The sequence below is a fragment of the Aureimonas sp. CAS genome (assembly GCF_059838215.1).
Map to the genome: position 1 here is coordinate 500,778 of NZ_CM187563.1, position 15,079 is coordinate 515,856.

Consider the following 15,079-nt stretch of genomic DNA (forward strand, 5'->3'; position numbering starts at 1 on the left):
GAACCACGATCTCTCAACGTCTATGGCCCGGCGGCATCGACGTGAGAAGACGGACGGTCCGGCTCGAGACATGCCGAGGACCCAATCGAGACGGAGCAGGACATGGCAGTTCCCAAAAGAAAGACGTCCCCCTCGAAGCGCGGCATGCGCCGCTCGGCCGACGCGCTGACCGCGCCGACCTACATCGAGGACAAGAATTCCGGCGAGCTGCGCCGCCCGCACCACATCGACCTGAAGACGGGCATGTATCGCGGCAAGCAGGTCCTGACCGTCAAGGACAAGGACTGATCGTGCCTCGCACGGCGATCGACGAAGGGCGCCTCGCGAGGGCGCCCTTTTCGTTTGGGGCGACGCTTCTCTCTGTCGTGAAACCGTGACAATGGCGCGATAGAGCGCCCTGCGTCCGTCGGACGCACAACGGTCGCTCGATCTGTCTGATTCCGCGCATCAGGCTTTCCGAAGATCGATTCCGATCTTCGGGTCGATGCTGGAGGCGAACCGGCTTCGAACGAGGCGTGCCGAGACCGCCCGGTCCGCCGCGCGAGGGAGATGTCCTGCCGATGGCCGAAATCCTGCTCGAAGAGGTCACGCGCCGCTTCGGCGGCGGTGCTCCTGCGGTCGATTCGCTCAGCCTGTCCGTTCCTTCGGGGAGCTTTCTCGCCCTTCTTGGTCCCTCGGGCTGCGGCAAGACGACGGCGCTGCGCCTCATCGCCGGGTTGGAGCGGCCCGACGGGGGCGCCATCCGCATTGGCGGCCGGGCGGTCGCGGCGGACGGCCTCTTCGTCGAGCCGGAGGATCGCGGCCTCGGCATGGTCTTCCAGTCCTACGCGCTCTGGCCGCACATGGACGTCGCCGCCAATATCGAGTTCGGCCTGAAGGCCAAGGGCCTGTCCCGGCCCGAGCGGCAGACCCGGATCTCGGACGCGCTCGACCTCGTCGGCCTGTCGCAGCACGCCCGCCGCCGGCCGCACGAGCTCTCCGGCGGCCAGCGCCAGCGCGTGGCGCTCGCCCGCTCGCTCGCCGCCCGCGCGCCGGTGATCCTGCTCGACGAACCGCTCGCCAATCTCGACGCGCATCTGCGCGAGCAGATGCAGGCCGAGTTCCGCCGCATTCACCGCGAGGCGCGCACGACCTTCGTCTTCGTCACCCACGATCAGGCCGAGGCGATGGCGCTCGCCGACATCGTCGCCGTCATGGACAAGGGCCGCCTCCAGCAGGTCGCGGACGTCGAGACCCTGTTCCACCGGCCGGCCTCGCCGATGGTCGCGCGCTTCATCGCGGGCGGACGAACGGTGAAGGTCAACGTCTCCAGCGAGCGGGCCGGCGAGGGGCTGTGCCGTGTGCATCTGCAGCGGCAGGTCTTCGATCTGCCGGGCGACGCGCCGGCCGGGCCGGGGCTGCTCTGCCTTCGCGCGCGAGACCTGAGGATCGTCACCGACGACGCGAGCGGGCCCTCGCTGTCCTCGCGCGTCGAGGATGCCCGCTTCGAGAACGGCGACCACCTTGTCTCCGTCGTTCTCGAGGACGAGCCGGACGGTGCGCGGCTGACGGTGCGCAGTCCGGTCCCGCTCCGCAAGGGGGAGCGCCTGCGGCTCGTGCCGACGGGCGGCTGGGTGCTCGGGGCCCGGACGTGAGACGGCTGACGGCGCTCTCGGGCTTCGATGCCAAGGGGCCGGCCTGTTTCCTCCTCGAAATGGGGTCGTCTCGGCTTCTTCTCGATCTCGGCGAGGGGCCGGACCATGGGCGTCGGCCGGACCTCTCCGGGGTCGGCCCGGTCGACGCCGTGCTGGTCAGCCACGCCCATCACGACCATGTCGGCGCGCTGGATCTCAAGGGGCAGGTCGGGCATCCGCCGGTGCATGCGACGGCGCTGACGCGCGATCTCGCCGGGCTCGGGCCGGAGGTCCGCTTGCTGCCCGAAGCCGGCCGGACGCAGATCGCCGGCCTGAGCGTCGAGACCGGTCCATGCGGGCATGCGCCGGGCGCCGTTTGGATGCGGATCGGTGGGTCGGATGGCCTCCTTTACACCGGAGACTGCTCGGCCGAGAGCACGCTCTACCCGTATGCCGGGCCGCCGCCCGCCGCCGCGCTGCTCTTCGACGCCTCCTATGCCGCCTATGACGAACCGCTCGACGGGGCGGCGAAGGCGCTCGGCGACCTTTCCCGTCAGGGGCCGCTCCTCCTTCCGGCGCCCGCTGCCGGTCGCGGGCTGGAGATGGCGATCCACTTCCATCGCCTCGGGGCGCAGATCGCCCTGTGTCCGGCCCATTTCGGGGTCGCCGAACGTCTTCTGGCGCAGGCTTCGCTCGGCGCAGTCCATTCCGCCGAGCTTGCCGCGGCCCTGAAGGGCGCGCGCCGCCTGGAGGCGGACAGCGATCCGGGCGGCGTCATGATCGCCGCCAATCCGAATGCGGAAGGGGGTGTCGCCGCAGCGCTCGCGGCACGCTTTTCGTCGGACGGCTCGGCGCGGATCGTCTTCACCGGCCATCTGGCGGAAGGCGAGCCCGCTCATGCGCTGGTCGCATCGAGGAAGGCCTCGTTCCGGCGCTGGAACGTGCATCCGCGCCTGTCCGAGATCCGCGCGATCCTCGGCCGGGTGAACCCGGCGATCGCCATGCCCGCCTTCGTCAAGGCGACAGGGCGTGGGGAGATCGAGGCCGCGATTCCCGACCGGCGTTTCGCCCCCGGCCCGCGGATGGTCTGGTAACGGACACGACACGATCGCCCCTTCCGTCCGTCATCGACCTGTCGCAGAACCCCCATAGGGGACCGACCATCTTGCCAAGGAGACGAACGAGATGATCAAGCGCATTGCCCTTTCGCTCATCGCAGCGACGGCGCTGACGGGCGTTGCCGCCGCGCAGGAGGGGTCGATCACGGTCTACACCTCGCAGCCGACCGACCAGATGAACGCGGTGGTCGAGGCCTTCAACCGGGATTATCCGGACGTGACGGTGGAAATCTTCCGCTCCGGCACGACGGAGCTTCTGGCCAAGCTCCAGGCCGAGTTCGCGGCCGGCAACCCGCAAGCCGACATCCTCCTCATCGCCGACGCCGTCGCCATGACGCAGCTGAAGAACGAGGACCGGCTGGAGCCCTATGCCGAGGCCGCGACCGACGGCGTTCCGGCCGAGCTGATCGACCCCGACCGCACCTTCTTCGGCACCAAGCTCATCACGACCGGCATCGTCTACAACACCGATCTCGTCGAGACGCCGCCGTCCTCCTGGGCGGAGCTGACCCGGCCCGAGATCGCCTCCGGCGTCATCATGCCGAGCCCGCTCTATTCCGGGGCGGCCGTCATCCATGTCGGCACGATGGTCCAGCAGCCCGAATTCGGCTGGGACTACTACGAGGCCCTGGCGGACGGCGGCGCCGTCGCCGGACAGGGCAACGGCACCGTCATCGAGGCGGTGGCTCGCGGCGAGAAGCCCTTCGGCATCATCGTCGAGTTCATGGCGATGAACGCCAAGGCGAACGGCTCGCCGGTCGACTTCGTGTTCCCCGAGGAGGGCGTCTCGTCCATCACCCAGCCGGTCGCCATCGTGAAGGGCACCGACAATCTGGAGGCGGCGCAGGCCTTCGTGGACTGGCAGCTCGGCCGCGCGGCGCAGGAGCAGTCCGTCGGGCAGGGTTATTTCCCGATCCTCGACGGCGTCTCCCCGCCCGAGGGCTATCCGGCGGTCGAGAGCCTGACCATCCTGCCGACCGACTCCGGTAAGCTCTTGGCGGACGACCAGGAGATCAAGATGCAGTTCTCGGACCTCTTCGGTGGCTGAGACGGCCCTGTCGGCCGGCGCGACCTCGCCCGGCCGCCGCGTCCTCCGCCTTCCCGCCCTGCGCGGGGAGGCGTTTCTGCTTCTGGGGCTGGCGATCCTCGTCGGGGTCTTCAGCGCCTTCCCGCTCGCCCGTCTCCTCATGCAGGCGTTGTCGCCGGGCGGGGAGGGGGAATGGCTCGGAACCCTTCGAGAGAGCTGGGCGAGCCGCGCCGTGCAGCGGGCCTTCTGGAACACGCTCTCGGCCTCCGGGGCGGCCGTCGCCCTTTCGGCGCTGCTCGGAACGGCCCTGGCCTTCTGCGTCACCCTCGCTCCGATCCGGGCACGCATCTGCGCGACCTTCCTGATCCTCTCGCCGCTCCTTGTTCCCTCGCAGATCACCGCGCTTGCCTGGATCGAGCTGTTCGGATCGTCCAGCCCGGTCCTGGGGCTTTTCGGTCTCGCACCCGCCCCCGGCACGCCGAACCCGCTCTATTCGGGCGGCGGCATCGCGCTTCTGATGGGCATCGAGCACATGCCCTTCGTGTTCCTGGCCGTGCGCGCCGCGCTCGCTGGCGTGCCGCAGGATCTCGTCGAGGCCGCGCGCGTCGCGGGCGTGCGCACCGGGCGCATCGTCTCGCACATCCTCGTGCCGCTGGCCGCGCCCGCGATCCTCGCGGGATCGATCCTCGCCTTCGCGGCCGCGATCGGCAATTTCGGCGTGCCGGCGCTTCTGGGCATTCCCGGCCGCTTCCCGATGCTGACGACGCTGATCTATCAGCGGCTCGCGAGCTTCGGGCCTTCGGTCATGGGGCAGGTCGCCTCGCTCTCGCTGATCCTCCTTCTCGTCGCGGCGGCGGCGCTCCTCCTGCGGGCGGCCTTCGTGCAGCGCGTCCAGGTTCCCGTCGCCAGCGGCGCACGGCTTCGTCCGCTCGTGCGGGGGCGAGCGGCGCTCGCCGCCAATCTCTTCGTCTGGGCCACCATCCTCGTTACGGCCATCGCCCCGATCCTGGCGCTCGTCGCGGCCTCTCTGATTCCCGCCGTCGGCGTGCGTCTGACGCTGGAGACGCTGAGCCTGCAGAACTACGCCGCGACCATTCTGGACAGCGGGACGATCCGGCGCGCCTTCGCCAACTCGCTCTGGCTGTCGCTGGCCGCCGCGCTCGTCGCCATGGTGCTGGCTGTGCCCTTCGCCTATCTGGCCGTCCTTCGCCGCTCGCGGGCCGCGCAAATCCTGCATGGCCTGGCCGACATGCCCTTCGTGGTGCCCGGCACCGTCTTCGCGCTGGCGATGATCCTCGTCTTCCTGTCGCCGCTGCCGCTGATCGGCGTCTCGATCTACGGCACGGCGACGATCCTCTTCCTCGCCTACGCGGCGCGCTTCCTCCCGCTCGTCCTGCGTCCGGTCGCCTCCGGCCTCGGCTCGGTCGAGCCGGCCCTGGACGAAGCGGGCCGGGTCGCGGGCGCGCGGCTCTTCCGGCGGCTCGCCTTCATCGTCGCCCCGCTCGCCGCGCCCGCGGCGGTGGCGGGCGGTCTCCTCGTCTTCATGACGGCCTTCAACGAGCTGACGGTCTCCGCGCTCCTCTGGTCGAGCGGGGTGGAGACGGTCGGGGTCATGATCTTCTCGCTTCAGTACGAAGGAAACTCGACCGGCGCGGCGGCGATCTCGACCGTGTCGATCGCCTTCGTCCTCCTCCTCGCCCTCGCGCTCGATCGCCTGGCGACCCGCCTGCCGCCGGGAACGCTGCCCTGGCGCGACTGAGCGGGGCACGACCTTGACAGGGGAGGGCCCGGCGCTGACATGGCGGGGTGTCGGCAGGGCAAGGAGCCCGCTCGCCGCTTCCTTCCGCTGAAACGGACCCTCCCCATGTCTGACACCGCACCGGCCTATCCGGACACGCAGCTCTTCATCGGCGGCGAATGGCGCGACGCCGCCGACGGCCGCACGATCGACGTCGTCGATCCGGCGACGAGCGAGCCGATCGGCAAGGTCGCGCACGCCTCGAAGGCCGATCTCGACGCCGCGCTCGACGCCGTGTCGCGCGGGTTCGAGGTCTGGAGCGCGACCTCGGCCTACGACCGGTCGAAGATCATGCGCCGGGCGGCCGATCTCCTGCGCGAGCGGGGCGATGCCATCGCGCGGATCATGACGCGCGAGCAGGGCAAGCCGGTGGATCAGTCGAAGGTCGAGATCCTCGCCGGCGCCGACATCATCGAATGGTTCGCCGAAGAGGCGCGCCGGACCTACGGCCAGATCATTCCGGGCCGCGCCCCCGGCGTTACCCAGCTCGCCTACAAGCTACCGGTCGGGCCGGTCGCGGCCTTCACGCCCTGGAACTTCCCGATCAATCAGGTCGTGCGCAAGCTGTCCGGCGCGGTCGCGGCAGGCTGCTCCATCATCGTGAAGGCGCCGGAGGAGACGCCGGCCTCCCCGGCCGAACTCGTGCGCGCCTTCGCCGACGCCGGCGTTCCGGCGGGCGTCGTCAATCTCGTCTACGGCGTTCCGGCCGAGATCTCCGAGTACCTGATCCCGCATCCGGTGATCCGGAAGATATCCTTCACCGGCTCGACGCCGGTCGGCAAGGAGCTCGCGGCCCTCGCCGGGCGCCACATGAAGCTCGCGACGATGGAGCTTGGCGGCCACGCCCCGGCGATCATCTTCGAGGACGCCGACGTGAAGAAGGCGGTCACGCAGCTCGCCGCCTCCAAGTTCCGCAATGCCGGGCAGGTCTGCGTCTCGCCGACGCGCTTCCTCGTGCAGGACGGCGTCTACGAGGAGGTCGTGGACGCGTTCACGCAAGCGGCCGAGGCGGTGAAGGTCGGCAACGGGCTGGAGCCGGGCATCGAGATGGGGCCGCTGGCCAACGAGCGTCGCGTTCCCGCGCTGGAAGGCCTCGTGCGCGACGCGGTCGAGCAGGGCGCCAAGCTGCGCACGGGCGGCCGGCGCATCGGCAACAAGGGCAATTTCTTCGAGCCGACCGTGCTGTCCGACGTGCCGCTGCACGCGCGCATCATGAACGAGGAGCCCTTTGGCCCCGTGGCGGTCTTCAACCGCTTCTCCACGCTCGACGAGGCCATTGCGGAATCGAACCGGCTGCCCTTCGGCCTCGCCTCCTACGCCTATACCGGCTCGGCCGAGACGGCCTACGCCCTCGGCCAGCGCATCGAGGCGGGCATGACCACGATCAACCACATGGGCCTCGCGCTGCCCGAGGTGCCCTTCGGCGGGATCAAGGATTCCGGCCATGGCACGGAGGGCGGCTCGGAGGCGATCGAGGCCTATCTGGTCACGAAGTTCGTGACGCAGGTTCCGGCCTGACGATGAGGAGCCGGCGGGGAGGGGCGTCGTCCCGCCTTCGCCGGCACCGGACTTGAAGCGCGCGGCGCGCGCGTGCTAAGGGCGCTTCCAGCATCAAGAGTCGGATCGACGTCCGACGCCAACCTGCTCCCGAGCAAGGTGGCGCTCCGCAAGGAGGATGTGGCCGTTCCGGCAACCATCGGGCTCCGCCACATGACAGACGTCTCTCCGCCGAAAGGCAGATCGAGCGTCATGGCGAACTCCTCTTTCCCTTGTCTTCCCATCGCCCGCGAGGGCGACGAGGTCCTGTATCTCGGTGCGGTCGGCGGGGCGATGCGGAGCACTCGGCGCGGCGGCGGGATCTGGATCGTGGTCCACCGCGCCGGCGGGGAATGGACCCATGTCTACCGGCGCGACGAGCGCGCCGAACGCACCTTCCACCTGGAGCGCGTCGCGCCCGGCGACGCGCGCGCGACCCTCGTTTCCTGGGCGCTGAAGGTCTTCGAGATCGAGAATACTGAAGCGCGCGCGGCCTGACGGACGATCAGCGGCGCGGCCCGACGAGGCCGAAGCGGATCGACTGGTCGTCGGCTGCGACGACCGAATGGCTGCCGCCCGGGATCTCGTCGGGGCCGGCGAGAACCGAACCTCCGGCTTCGCGCAGGCGCGCAAGCGCGGCATTGATGTCGTCGACCGCGAAATAGACCAGCCAGCCCGGCTGCCCGCCCTCCGTCAGGCCCATCACGGCACCGATGGCGTCATGGCCGGCATGAAGGAAGGAATAGTCGCCGAGCGGACCCATCGGCATGGCGCCCTCCTGTCGGATGCCGAGGACCGCGCCGTAGAAGCCGATCGCGGCCTGCGGATCCGGGGTGGTCAGCTCGTTCCAGACCGCGTGGCCCTGCGGGATTTCGGCGTCCGTGCCGGCCATGGGCAGGAAGGCTCGACTTTCAGCCTCGCTCGCACCGTGGAGAAGGTAGAACATCGAGCCTTGCGGGTCGGCGAGGAAGGCGAAGCGCCCGATGCCGGGAATGTCCGTCGGCGGCAGATGGACCGCGCCTCCGGCCTCCGCCGCGCTCTTGGCGGTGCCGTCCACGTCGTCTGTGCCGAAATAGACGAACCAGTGCCGGGGCGCGCCTGCGCCCCCGGCCTGCACCAGACCGGCGACGCCGCAGCCGCCTGCTTCCGCGACCCTGTAGTCCCGGTCGAGACCGGCCCGCGGCGGAGAAACCGCCCAGCCGAGGACATGCGTGTAGAAGGCGGACGCCTTGCCGTTGTCGGGCGAGATCAGCTCGTACCAGACCGGTTTGCCGTTGCTCGCGCCCATGATCTCACGCCCCCGAAACGATCTGGAAGCCGCCGAAGATCATGCGCTTGCCGTCGAAGGGCATGGGATCGTCCGCCATCGCCGTCTCCATCTGCGAGAACACCTTTGCCTGGCCCCGGTCGCGCGTCTCCTTGTCCGGCCACTCGATCCAGGAGAAGCAGACGGTCTCGTCGTCCCTGGCCTGAACGGCTCGACGGAAGTCGGTGACCTTGCCCTCCGGCACGTCCACGCCCCAGCATTCGACGTGCCGGGTCGCGCCGTTCTCGAGAAAGAGCGGGGCGGCGGCGAGGCAGTGCCGGATGAAGACCTCCCGGTTCGCGCTCGGCACGGCGAGGACGAAGCCGTCGACATAGCCGGCGCGTCCGCCCGGCCCTTCGTCGACGACCGGTTCGAACCGGCCGAAGATCATCCGCTGTCCGTCGAAGGCCATGTCGGACATGTCCATTCGCGGGTCCTCCATCATCGCCTTCTCGGCTTCCAGGCGGGACGCTTCGTCGGGAAAGGCCATCCAGCCGAAGGCGACGATCTCGTCGTCCCCGGCCGCGACCGCGCGGTAGAAATCGGTCACCTGACCGCGCGGCACGTCGTCGCCGATGGCATCGACCGCCTCGGTCGCGCCGAACTCCCTGAAGAAGGGCGCCGAACCTCTCGCCTGCTCGATGAAGCGCTCGCGCCGGCCCGCCTGAACGGGGCTCACGCATCCCACGATAATCGTCATGTCTGGTCTCCCTGGGTTCTTCCGATTCGGCGCGGAGGGCTCACGGGTCTCCGAACGCGGAGACAACGCCCGACGAAACCTTGACTTTTAGGTTGATATCAACATAATAGGTCCATGTCAAATTCCTGTGTTTCAGCCGGTAAGAACGCTCCTCCGCCGGTGCCCTTCGCGACGACGCTGTTCGTCCGGGACCACTGCCTCTGCCTTCACACCCAGCGCGCGGCGCGGGCGATCTCGCGTCGCTTCGACGAGGCGCTGCGCCCGGTCGGGCTGAAGAGCGGGCAGTTCTCGGCGTTGATTTCACTGAACCGGCCGCAGGCGCCGACGCTCGGCTCGGTGGCGCGGCTTCTGGCCATGGACCGCACGACGCTGACGGCCAATCTGAAGCCGCTCGAGCGCGAGGGGCTGGTCGAGGTGAAGGCCGACGAGAAGGACAAGCGCGCCCGGCGGCTTCATCTGACGCAGAAGGGGCGGGCGCTTCTGGCGCAGGCGGCCCCGATCTGGACGGCGACGCACGAGGCGATCGAGGCCGATTTCGGGCGCGACGCGAACCGGCTTCGCGACGACCTCAACGCCTTCCTGGAGGCGCCGAGGCCGGAAAAGAGCTAGGTGCCTGGCCGCTCGCCGGCCAGCGCGGCGGCGATCACCACCTTCTTGCCGCGCACATGGGCGCGCATGAGGTCGGCCAGCCCCTCGGCCCGGCCGGCCTTCAGAAGGACCAGCATTTCCTCGTGGTCCGCGACGGCCTGCGCCCATTGCTCGGGCGTCTTGGGCGCCGAATAGCGCGCGCGCTGGATGCGGCCGGTGAAGTTCCGGTAGAGATCGAGAAGGGTGCGGTTGCCGCTCGCCTCCATCAGGAGGTCGTGGATCGCCTCGTTGCGGGCCAGATACAGCGCCTCGTCGCCGGCCTCGAAGGCGGCCACCATCTCGGCATGGGCGTCTTCGATCGCGGCGAGCGTCTCCGGCGTCATGGCGCGGGTCGCGAGTTCCGCCGCGCTGCCCTCCAGCGCGGCCACCACCTCGATCATCTCCTCCATCTCGTTCAGCGAGATCGAGGCGACGCGCGCGCCGCGCTGGGGCAGGAGATCGACCAGCCCGTCGCGCGCCAGCACTTTGATCGCCTCGCGCAAGGGCGTGCGCGAGATGCCGAAACGGGCGGTCAGCTCCATCTCGTTCAGCCGGCTGCCGGGCGCAAGCTCGCCCGACAGAACGAGCTCGCGCAGGGCTTCGGCTACCTCCTCGTGAAGGGAGCGGCGCGCGATGCCGGACGGGGCCTGCGCCGCTCTCAAGCGCGCGCCTCGGCGTTCAGGCTCATGGCGAGGACCCGCGCCACGTGCACGGCCTCCCGTGCCGCGCCGTCCTTGATCTGGTGGCGGCAGGAGGTGCCGTCGGCGACGAGGATGGTGTCGGCGTTGGCCTTTCGCATGGCCGGGAGGAGCGAGAGCTCGCCCATCGCCAGCGAGACGTCGATCGTGTCGGCCGCGTAGCCGAAGGCGCCCGCCATGCCGCAGCAGCTCGATTCCACCGTCTCGACCTCCAGTTCCGGGATCGCCCGCAAGACCGTCTCGACCGCACCCATGGCCCCGAACGCCTTCTGATGGCAATGGCCGTGAAGGAGCGCCTTCTTGCCCACCGCCTTCAGCGGCAGGGAAAGATGCCCCGCCGCGATCTCGCGCGCCAGGAACTCTTCCAGGAGCCGGGCCGCCTCCTTGATCGCCTCGGTCTCCGGTCCGGGCAGGAGGCTGGCGAACTCGTCGCGCAGCGTCAGAAGGCAGCTCGGCTCGAGCCCGACGATCGGGACCTTGCGCGCGGCGAAGGGCGCATAGGCCTCGATCACGCGCCGAGCTTCCGTGCGCGCCTCCTCCACCGCCCCGACCGAGAGGAAGGTCCGCCCGCAGCAGAGCGGCCGGCCGCCCTTCCCGGGGGCGAGGACGTGGATCCGGTACCCGCCCGCCTTCAGCACCGCCAGCGCGGCGTCGAGATTCTCGCGCTCGAACCAGCGATTGAAGGTGTCCGCGAAGAGGACCACTTCGCGCCCCTCGGCCGGGCCGCTGGGACCCGCGGGATCGCGAAAGGCGTCGCGGCGAAAGCGCGGAAGGCTGCGCCGGGCGCTGAGGCCCGCCAGCTTCTCCGAAAGGCGCGCGGCGCCCGGCAGCCGGTCGCGCGCATTGGCCGCGAAGGGAAGGCGGGAGGCGAGGGCGGCGTAGCGCGGCAGCCAGCCGACCAGACGCTGCTGCAGCGTGTGGCCGCGCGATTTGGCGCGCGCGGCGTTCACCTCGATCTTCATCTTCGCCATGTCGACGCCGGTGGGGCATTCGCGCCGGCAGGCCTTGCAGGAGACGCAGAGCTTCAGCGTCTCGGCCATCTCGTCGGAGGCGAGCGCGTCCTTTCCGAGCTGTCCGGTCAAGGCGAGGCGCAGCGAATTGGCCCGCCCGCGCGTCACGTCCCGCTCGTTGCGCGTCACGCGGTAGCTCGGGCACATCGCGCCGCCCGCGAGCTTCCGGCAGGCGCCGTTGTTGTTGCACATCTCGGCCGCGCCCTGCAGTCCGCCGCCGACGCCGGGATATCCGCTCCAGTCGAGCGCGGCCTTGACCGGCTGCGGCTTGTAGTTCGGCCCGAAGCGCATGACGCGCCGGTCGTCGAATTTCGGGGCGCGCACGATCTTGCCGGGGTTGAGCAGGCCCTCTGGGTCGAAGCTGTCCTTCACCTCCTCGAAGGCGCGCGCGATGCGCGGCCCGAACATGGCTTCGTGGAACTCGGAGCGCACGATGCCGTCGCCGTGCTCGCCCGAATGCGATCCCTTGAAGCGGCGCACCAGCTCGAAGGCCTCCTCGCCGATGGCGCGCATGGCCCTCAGATCCTGATCGAGGCGCAGATTGAGGACCGGGCGCACATGCAGGCAGCCGACGGAGGCATGGGCGTACCATGTGCCCCGCGTGCCGTGGCGCTCGAAGACCTCGGTGAGCGCGCTCGTGTATTCGGCGAGATGCTCCAGCGGGACGGCGCAGTCCTCGACGAAGGAGATCGGCTTTCCCTCCTCCTTCATCGACATCATGATGTTGAGGCCCGACGTGCGCACGTCGGAGACCGCGGCCTGGAGACCGGCGTCCGCGACGGGCACGACGCCGCCCCAGCGGTCGGGCTCGCGGTCCCAGCCGAAGCCGAGATCGCCCATCAGCGCCTCGAGCTGAACGAGCTTGGCGGCGTTTTCCGCCTCGCTCTCCTCGGCGAACTCGACCAGAAGCACCGCCTCCGGTCGCCCCTTCACGAAGCGCTCCAGCGTCGGACGGAAGATCGCGATGTCGCCCGCCAGCTCGATCAGGGTGCGATCGACCAGCTCGATGGCGATGGGCTTTAGGGTGACGAGGTGCTGGGCGGCGTCCATCGCGGCGCGGAAGCTGCCGAAATGGCACGCGCCGACGACGCGCTTGCCCATCAGGGGCCAGAGCTTCAGCTCGATCCGGTCGAAGAAGGCGAGGGTGCCCTCCGAGCCCACGAGGATGTGGGCGAGGTTGCGGTCGGGCGTGGCGGGAGAGAGGGCGTCCAGATTGTAGCCGCCGACGCGCCGCTGCACCTTCGGAAAGCGGTTCGCGACGTCGGCGGCCGTGCGCGCGCCCAGCCTCAGAAGGGCCTCGGCCATGGGCGGGCGGGGGTCGCGATTGCTGGCCAGCGGTCCGAAATGGGCGTCCGTCCCGTCGGCGAGGAGCGCGTCGATGGAGCGCACGTTGTCGCGCATCGTCCCGTAGCGCAGCGAGCGCCCGCCGCAGGAATTGTTGGCGGTCATGCCGCCGATGGTCGCGCGCGACGCGGTGGAGACGTCCACCGGAAACCAGAGGCCGTGCGGCTTCAGCTGGCGGTTCAGCTCGTCGAGGACGATACCCGGCTCGACGACGCAGGTCCGCGCCTCGACGTCGAGCGAGACGATCCTGTTGAGATGCTTGGAGCAGTCGACGACGAGGCCCTCGTTGATCGTCTGCCCGCATTGCGAGGTTCCGCCGCCGCGAAAGGTGACCGGAACGCCGGCCTCCCGCGCGATGGCGATGGCGCGACGCGCGCCGTTGCGATCGTGGGGCACGACGACCCCCTGCGGCGTCATCTGGTAGTGCGAGGCGTCCGTCGAATAGCGGCCTCGGCTGAAGGCGTCGAAGAGGACGTCGCCGACGCGCTCCCGGCGCAGCTTTTCTTCCAGTGCCGTCATCGCCGCGCTCCTCCCCAGATCGTCGCTTGACAAAAATTGCATTCATAATTCATTTTTGCAAGCGACACATCGGAGGAGAAGGTCATGGTCACCAATTCGGCGCGCGTCGCGGGACGCCACTTCCTGCAGATTCCCGGGCCGACGCCGGTGCCCGACCGGATCCTCTCGGCCATGGCGCAAGCGGTCATCGATCACCGCGGACCGGAGTTTCAGCGTCTGGGAAAGCGCGTGCTGGCGCGGGTGAAGGGCGTCTTCAAGACGCGGGGCCGGGTTTTCATCTTCCCCGCCTCGGGGACGGGGGCTTGGGAGGCCGCTCTCGTCAACACGCTGTCGCCGGGCGACAAGGTGCTGATGTTCGAGACCGGCCATTTCGCCACCCTCTGGCGGGGTCTGGCGGAAAAGGTCGGCATCAAGGCGGAGTTCATCTCGTCCGACTGGCGCACGGGTGCCGATGCCGAGGCGATCGGCGCGCGCCTTCGGGAGGACAAGGGCCACGAGATCAAGGCGGTCTGCGTCGTCCACAACGAGACCTCGACCGGCTGCGTCTCGCCCGTCGCCGACGTCCGCCGTGCGATCGATGCGGCCAACCATCCCGCCCTGCTTCTCGTCGACACCATCTCCTCGCTCGGCTCGATCGACTACGAGCATGACGAATGGGGCGTGGACGTCACCGTCGCGGGCTCGCAGAAGGGCCTGATGCTGCCGCCGGGCCTCTCCTTCAACGCGGTGTCCGAAAAGGCGATGGCGGCCGCGAAGGCCTCACGCTCGCCCAAGCTCTTCTGGTCCTGGGAGGAGATGGTCGGGCCGAACGACCAGGGCTTCTTCCCCTACACGCCCGCGACCAACCTCCTCTACGGGCTCGATACCGCCCTCGACATGCTGGAGGAGGAGGGGCTGGACGCGGTCTTCGCCCGCCACGACCGCCATGCGGAGGCGACGCGGGCGGCGGCTCGGGCCTGGGGACTGGAGATCCTGTGCAGGGTGCCGGAGCACCATTCCTCCTCCCTGACCGCGCTCATCATGCCGGAGGGCCACGACGCCGACCGCTTCCGGCGGATCGCGCTGGAGAATTTCGACATCTCGCTCGGCACCGGGCTCACCAAGCTCGCGGGCCGCGTCTTCCGGATCGGGCATCTCGGCGACACCAACGATCTGACGATCCTCGGCGCTCTGGCCGGCGTGGAGATGAGCCTCGGCCTCGCCGGCGTCCCGCACCGCACCGGCGGCGTGCAGGCGGCGATGGAGGTTCTCGCCGGCCACGCCAAGGCTCGCGCGTCCTGAGGACGCCATCGGGAAACTTGCCTGTCAGGCTATCCGAATAGCGGTTGAGCGTGTCGGCAGCGGAGGAGTAGGTCACGACCGACAGGACGATCGGGCGCTCCGCCCGCCCGCCCGCTCCTTCGGACGCCGCGTCATGACGACGGACCTCGCCGGCAGCCTTCCGATCGCACGTCCCGACGGGCTCGTTTCCCTCGCAGCGAAGGGCGATGCCGAACCCTTCGGACGAAGCGGTCTGGTCGCCTGCATTCCCGCCTGCGACGAGGCCGAGCGCATCGAAGCCTGCGTCCGAGCCGCGGACGAGGAGTTGCGCCCCGGCGACGGGATCGTGATCTTCGCCAACAATTGCCGCGACGACACGGCGGCACGGGCCTATGCGGCTCTGGCTCGCGCTCGGCGCCCCTGGCTCCTCCTCGACGGCGTGTGGGCTCCGGGCGAGGGCACCGCGCCCAAGGCGCGGCGGCTGACGATGGATGTGGCGCACGCGCTGACGCCGTCCGCCCAC

13 protein-coding genes and 1 riboswitch are annotated in these 15,079 nt (G+C 69.7%); of the genes, 9 read left to right on the forward strand and 4 right to left on the reverse strand.

All coding sequences use genetic code 11. The annotated features are described in order from the left end of the window. The first annotated feature begins 102 nt into the window (after positions 1–102). From rpmF to AC6R2M_RS02330, 7 genes are all read left to right on the forward strand, one after another. Positions 103–288 carry a 50S ribosomal protein L32 gene (rpmF, locus tag AC6R2M_RS02300; RefSeq protein ID WP_500485106.1) on the forward strand — a complete coding sequence of 62 codons (186 nt, stop codon included), beginning with the start codon at positions 103–105 and terminating at the stop codon, positions 286–288. A gap of 272 nt (positions 289–560) precedes the next feature. Beyond that, entirely contained in the window at positions 561–1,634 is a 1,074-nt protein-coding gene (locus AC6R2M_RS02305; protein WP_500485108.1) for an ABC transporter ATP-binding protein, read from the forward strand. Continuing rightward, the gene (locus AC6R2M_RS02310) at positions 1,631–2,707 is read left to right on the forward strand and encodes an MBL fold metallo-hydrolase (protein ID WP_500485109.1); all 1,077 of its coding nucleotides are present in this window, start codon (positions 1,631–1,633) and stop codon (positions 2,705–2,707) included. Before AC6R2M_RS02305 ends, AC6R2M_RS02310 begins: the two co-directional genes overlap by 4 nt. A 91-nt stretch (positions 2,708–2,798) precedes the next feature. Then, positions 2,799–3,779 carry an ABC transporter substrate-binding protein gene (locus AC6R2M_RS02315; protein WP_500485111.1) on the forward strand — a complete coding sequence of 327 codons (981 nt, stop codon included), beginning with the start codon at positions 2,799–2,801 and terminating at the stop codon, positions 3,777–3,779. Beyond that, positions 3,772–5,517, forward strand: coding sequence for an ABC transporter permease (locus AC6R2M_RS02320; RefSeq protein WP_500485113.1), 1,746 nt, complete (start codon positions 3,772–3,774; stop codon positions 5,515–5,517). Before AC6R2M_RS02315 ends, AC6R2M_RS02320 begins: the two co-directional genes overlap by 8 nt. Before the next feature lie 105 nt (positions 5,518–5,622). Further along, positions 5,623–7,074 carry an NAD-dependent succinate-semialdehyde dehydrogenase gene (locus AC6R2M_RS02325; protein WP_500485115.1) on the forward strand — a complete coding sequence of 484 codons (1,452 nt, stop codon included), beginning with the start codon at positions 5,623–5,625 and terminating at the stop codon, positions 7,072–7,074. A gap of 85 nt (positions 7,075–7,159) precedes the next feature. Further along, positions 7,160–7,263: riboswitch (SAM-I-IV-variant riboswitch) on the forward strand. A 42-nt stretch (positions 7,264–7,305) separates the two neighbouring features. Then, positions 7,306–7,590: a hypothetical protein gene (locus AC6R2M_RS02330; RefSeq protein ID WP_500485117.1), complete on the forward strand. Its 285-nt coding sequence runs from the start codon at positions 7,306–7,308 to the stop codon at positions 7,588–7,590. A 7-nt stretch (positions 7,591–7,597) separates the two neighbouring features. On the opposite strand, the gene AC6R2M_RS02335 is transcribed toward AC6R2M_RS02330, so the two are convergent. Next, positions 7,598–8,380 (reverse strand): VOC family protein, encoded by a 783-nt coding sequence (locus tag AC6R2M_RS02335; protein ID WP_500485119.1) that lies wholly within the window; start codon positions 8,378–8,380, stop codon positions 7,598–7,600. A gap of 4 nt (positions 8,381–8,384) precedes the next feature. Continuing rightward, entirely contained in the window at positions 8,385–9,098 is a 714-nt protein-coding gene (locus AC6R2M_RS02340) for a DUF1428 domain-containing protein (RefSeq protein WP_500485121.1), read from the reverse strand. Between the two features lie 114 nt (positions 9,099–9,212). On the opposite strand from AC6R2M_RS02340, the gene AC6R2M_RS02345 reads away from it, so the two are divergent. Then, positions 9,213–9,707 (forward strand): MarR family winged helix-turn-helix transcriptional regulator, encoded by a 495-nt coding sequence (locus AC6R2M_RS02345; RefSeq protein ID WP_500485123.1) that lies wholly within the window; start codon positions 9,213–9,215, stop codon positions 9,705–9,707. Here the strand turns inward: AC6R2M_RS02345 and AC6R2M_RS02350 are convergent. Together AC6R2M_RS02350 and AC6R2M_RS02355 are read right to left on the reverse strand one after the other, a co-directional pair. Continuing rightward, positions 9,704–10,387, reverse strand: coding sequence for a GntR family transcriptional regulator (locus tag AC6R2M_RS02350; RefSeq protein WP_500485125.1), 684 nt, complete (start codon positions 10,385–10,387; stop codon positions 9,704–9,706). The genes AC6R2M_RS02345 and AC6R2M_RS02350 overlap by 4 nt on opposite strands. Beyond that, positions 10,384–13,296 (reverse strand): FAD-binding and (Fe-S)-binding domain-containing protein, encoded by a 2,913-nt coding sequence (locus AC6R2M_RS02355; protein WP_500485127.1) that lies wholly within the window; start codon positions 13,294–13,296, stop codon positions 10,384–10,386. Before AC6R2M_RS02355 ends, AC6R2M_RS02350 begins: the two co-directional genes overlap by 4 nt. 84 nt (positions 13,297–13,380) lie before the next feature. Between AC6R2M_RS02355 and AC6R2M_RS02360 the strand changes: the two genes are divergently transcribed. After that, positions 13,381–14,577 (forward strand): pyridoxal-phosphate-dependent aminotransferase family protein, encoded by a 1,197-nt coding sequence (locus tag AC6R2M_RS02360; protein ID WP_500485129.1) that lies wholly within the window; start codon positions 13,381–13,383, stop codon positions 14,575–14,577. The last annotated feature ends 502 nt before the right edge of the window (positions 14,578–15,079 follow it).

Bases quoted from the DNA above. Each gene is read 5' to 3' on its own strand.
- AC6R2M_RS02315 (WP_500485111.1), top strand. From the start codon at position 2,799: ATGATCAAGCGCATTGCCCTTTCGCTCATCGCAGCGACGGCGCTGACG.
- AC6R2M_RS02355 (WP_500485127.1), bottom strand. From the start codon at position 13,296: ATGACGGCACTGGAAGAAAAGCTGCGCCGGGAGCGCGTCGGCGACGTC.
- AC6R2M_RS02305 (WP_500485108.1), top strand. From the start codon at position 561: ATGGCCGAAATCCTGCTCGAAGAGGTCACGCGCCGCTTCGGCGGCGGT.
- AC6R2M_RS02345 (WP_500485123.1), top strand. From the start codon at position 9,213: ATGTCAAATTCCTGTGTTTCAGCCGGTAAGAACGCTCCTCCGCCGGTG.
- AC6R2M_RS02335 (WP_500485119.1), bottom strand. From the start codon at position 8,380: ATGGGCGCGAGCAACGGCAAACCGGTCTGGTACGAGCTGATCTCGCCC.
- AC6R2M_RS02325 (WP_500485115.1), top strand. From the start codon at position 5,623: ATGTCTGACACCGCACCGGCCTATCCGGACACGCAGCTCTTCATCGGC.
- AC6R2M_RS02330 (WP_500485117.1), top strand. From the start codon at position 7,306: ATGGCGAACTCCTCTTTCCCTTGTCTTCCCATCGCCCGCGAGGGCGAC.
- AC6R2M_RS02360 (WP_500485129.1), top strand. From the start codon at position 13,381: ATGGTCACCAATTCGGCGCGCGTCGCGGGACGCCACTTCCTGCAGATT.
- AC6R2M_RS02340 (WP_500485121.1), bottom strand. From the start codon at position 9,098: ATGACGATTATCGTGGGATGCGTGAGCCCCGTTCAGGCGGGCCGGCGC.
- rpmF (WP_500485106.1), top strand. From the start codon at position 103: ATGGCAGTTCCCAAAAGAAAGACGTCCCCCTCGAAGCGCGGCATGCGC.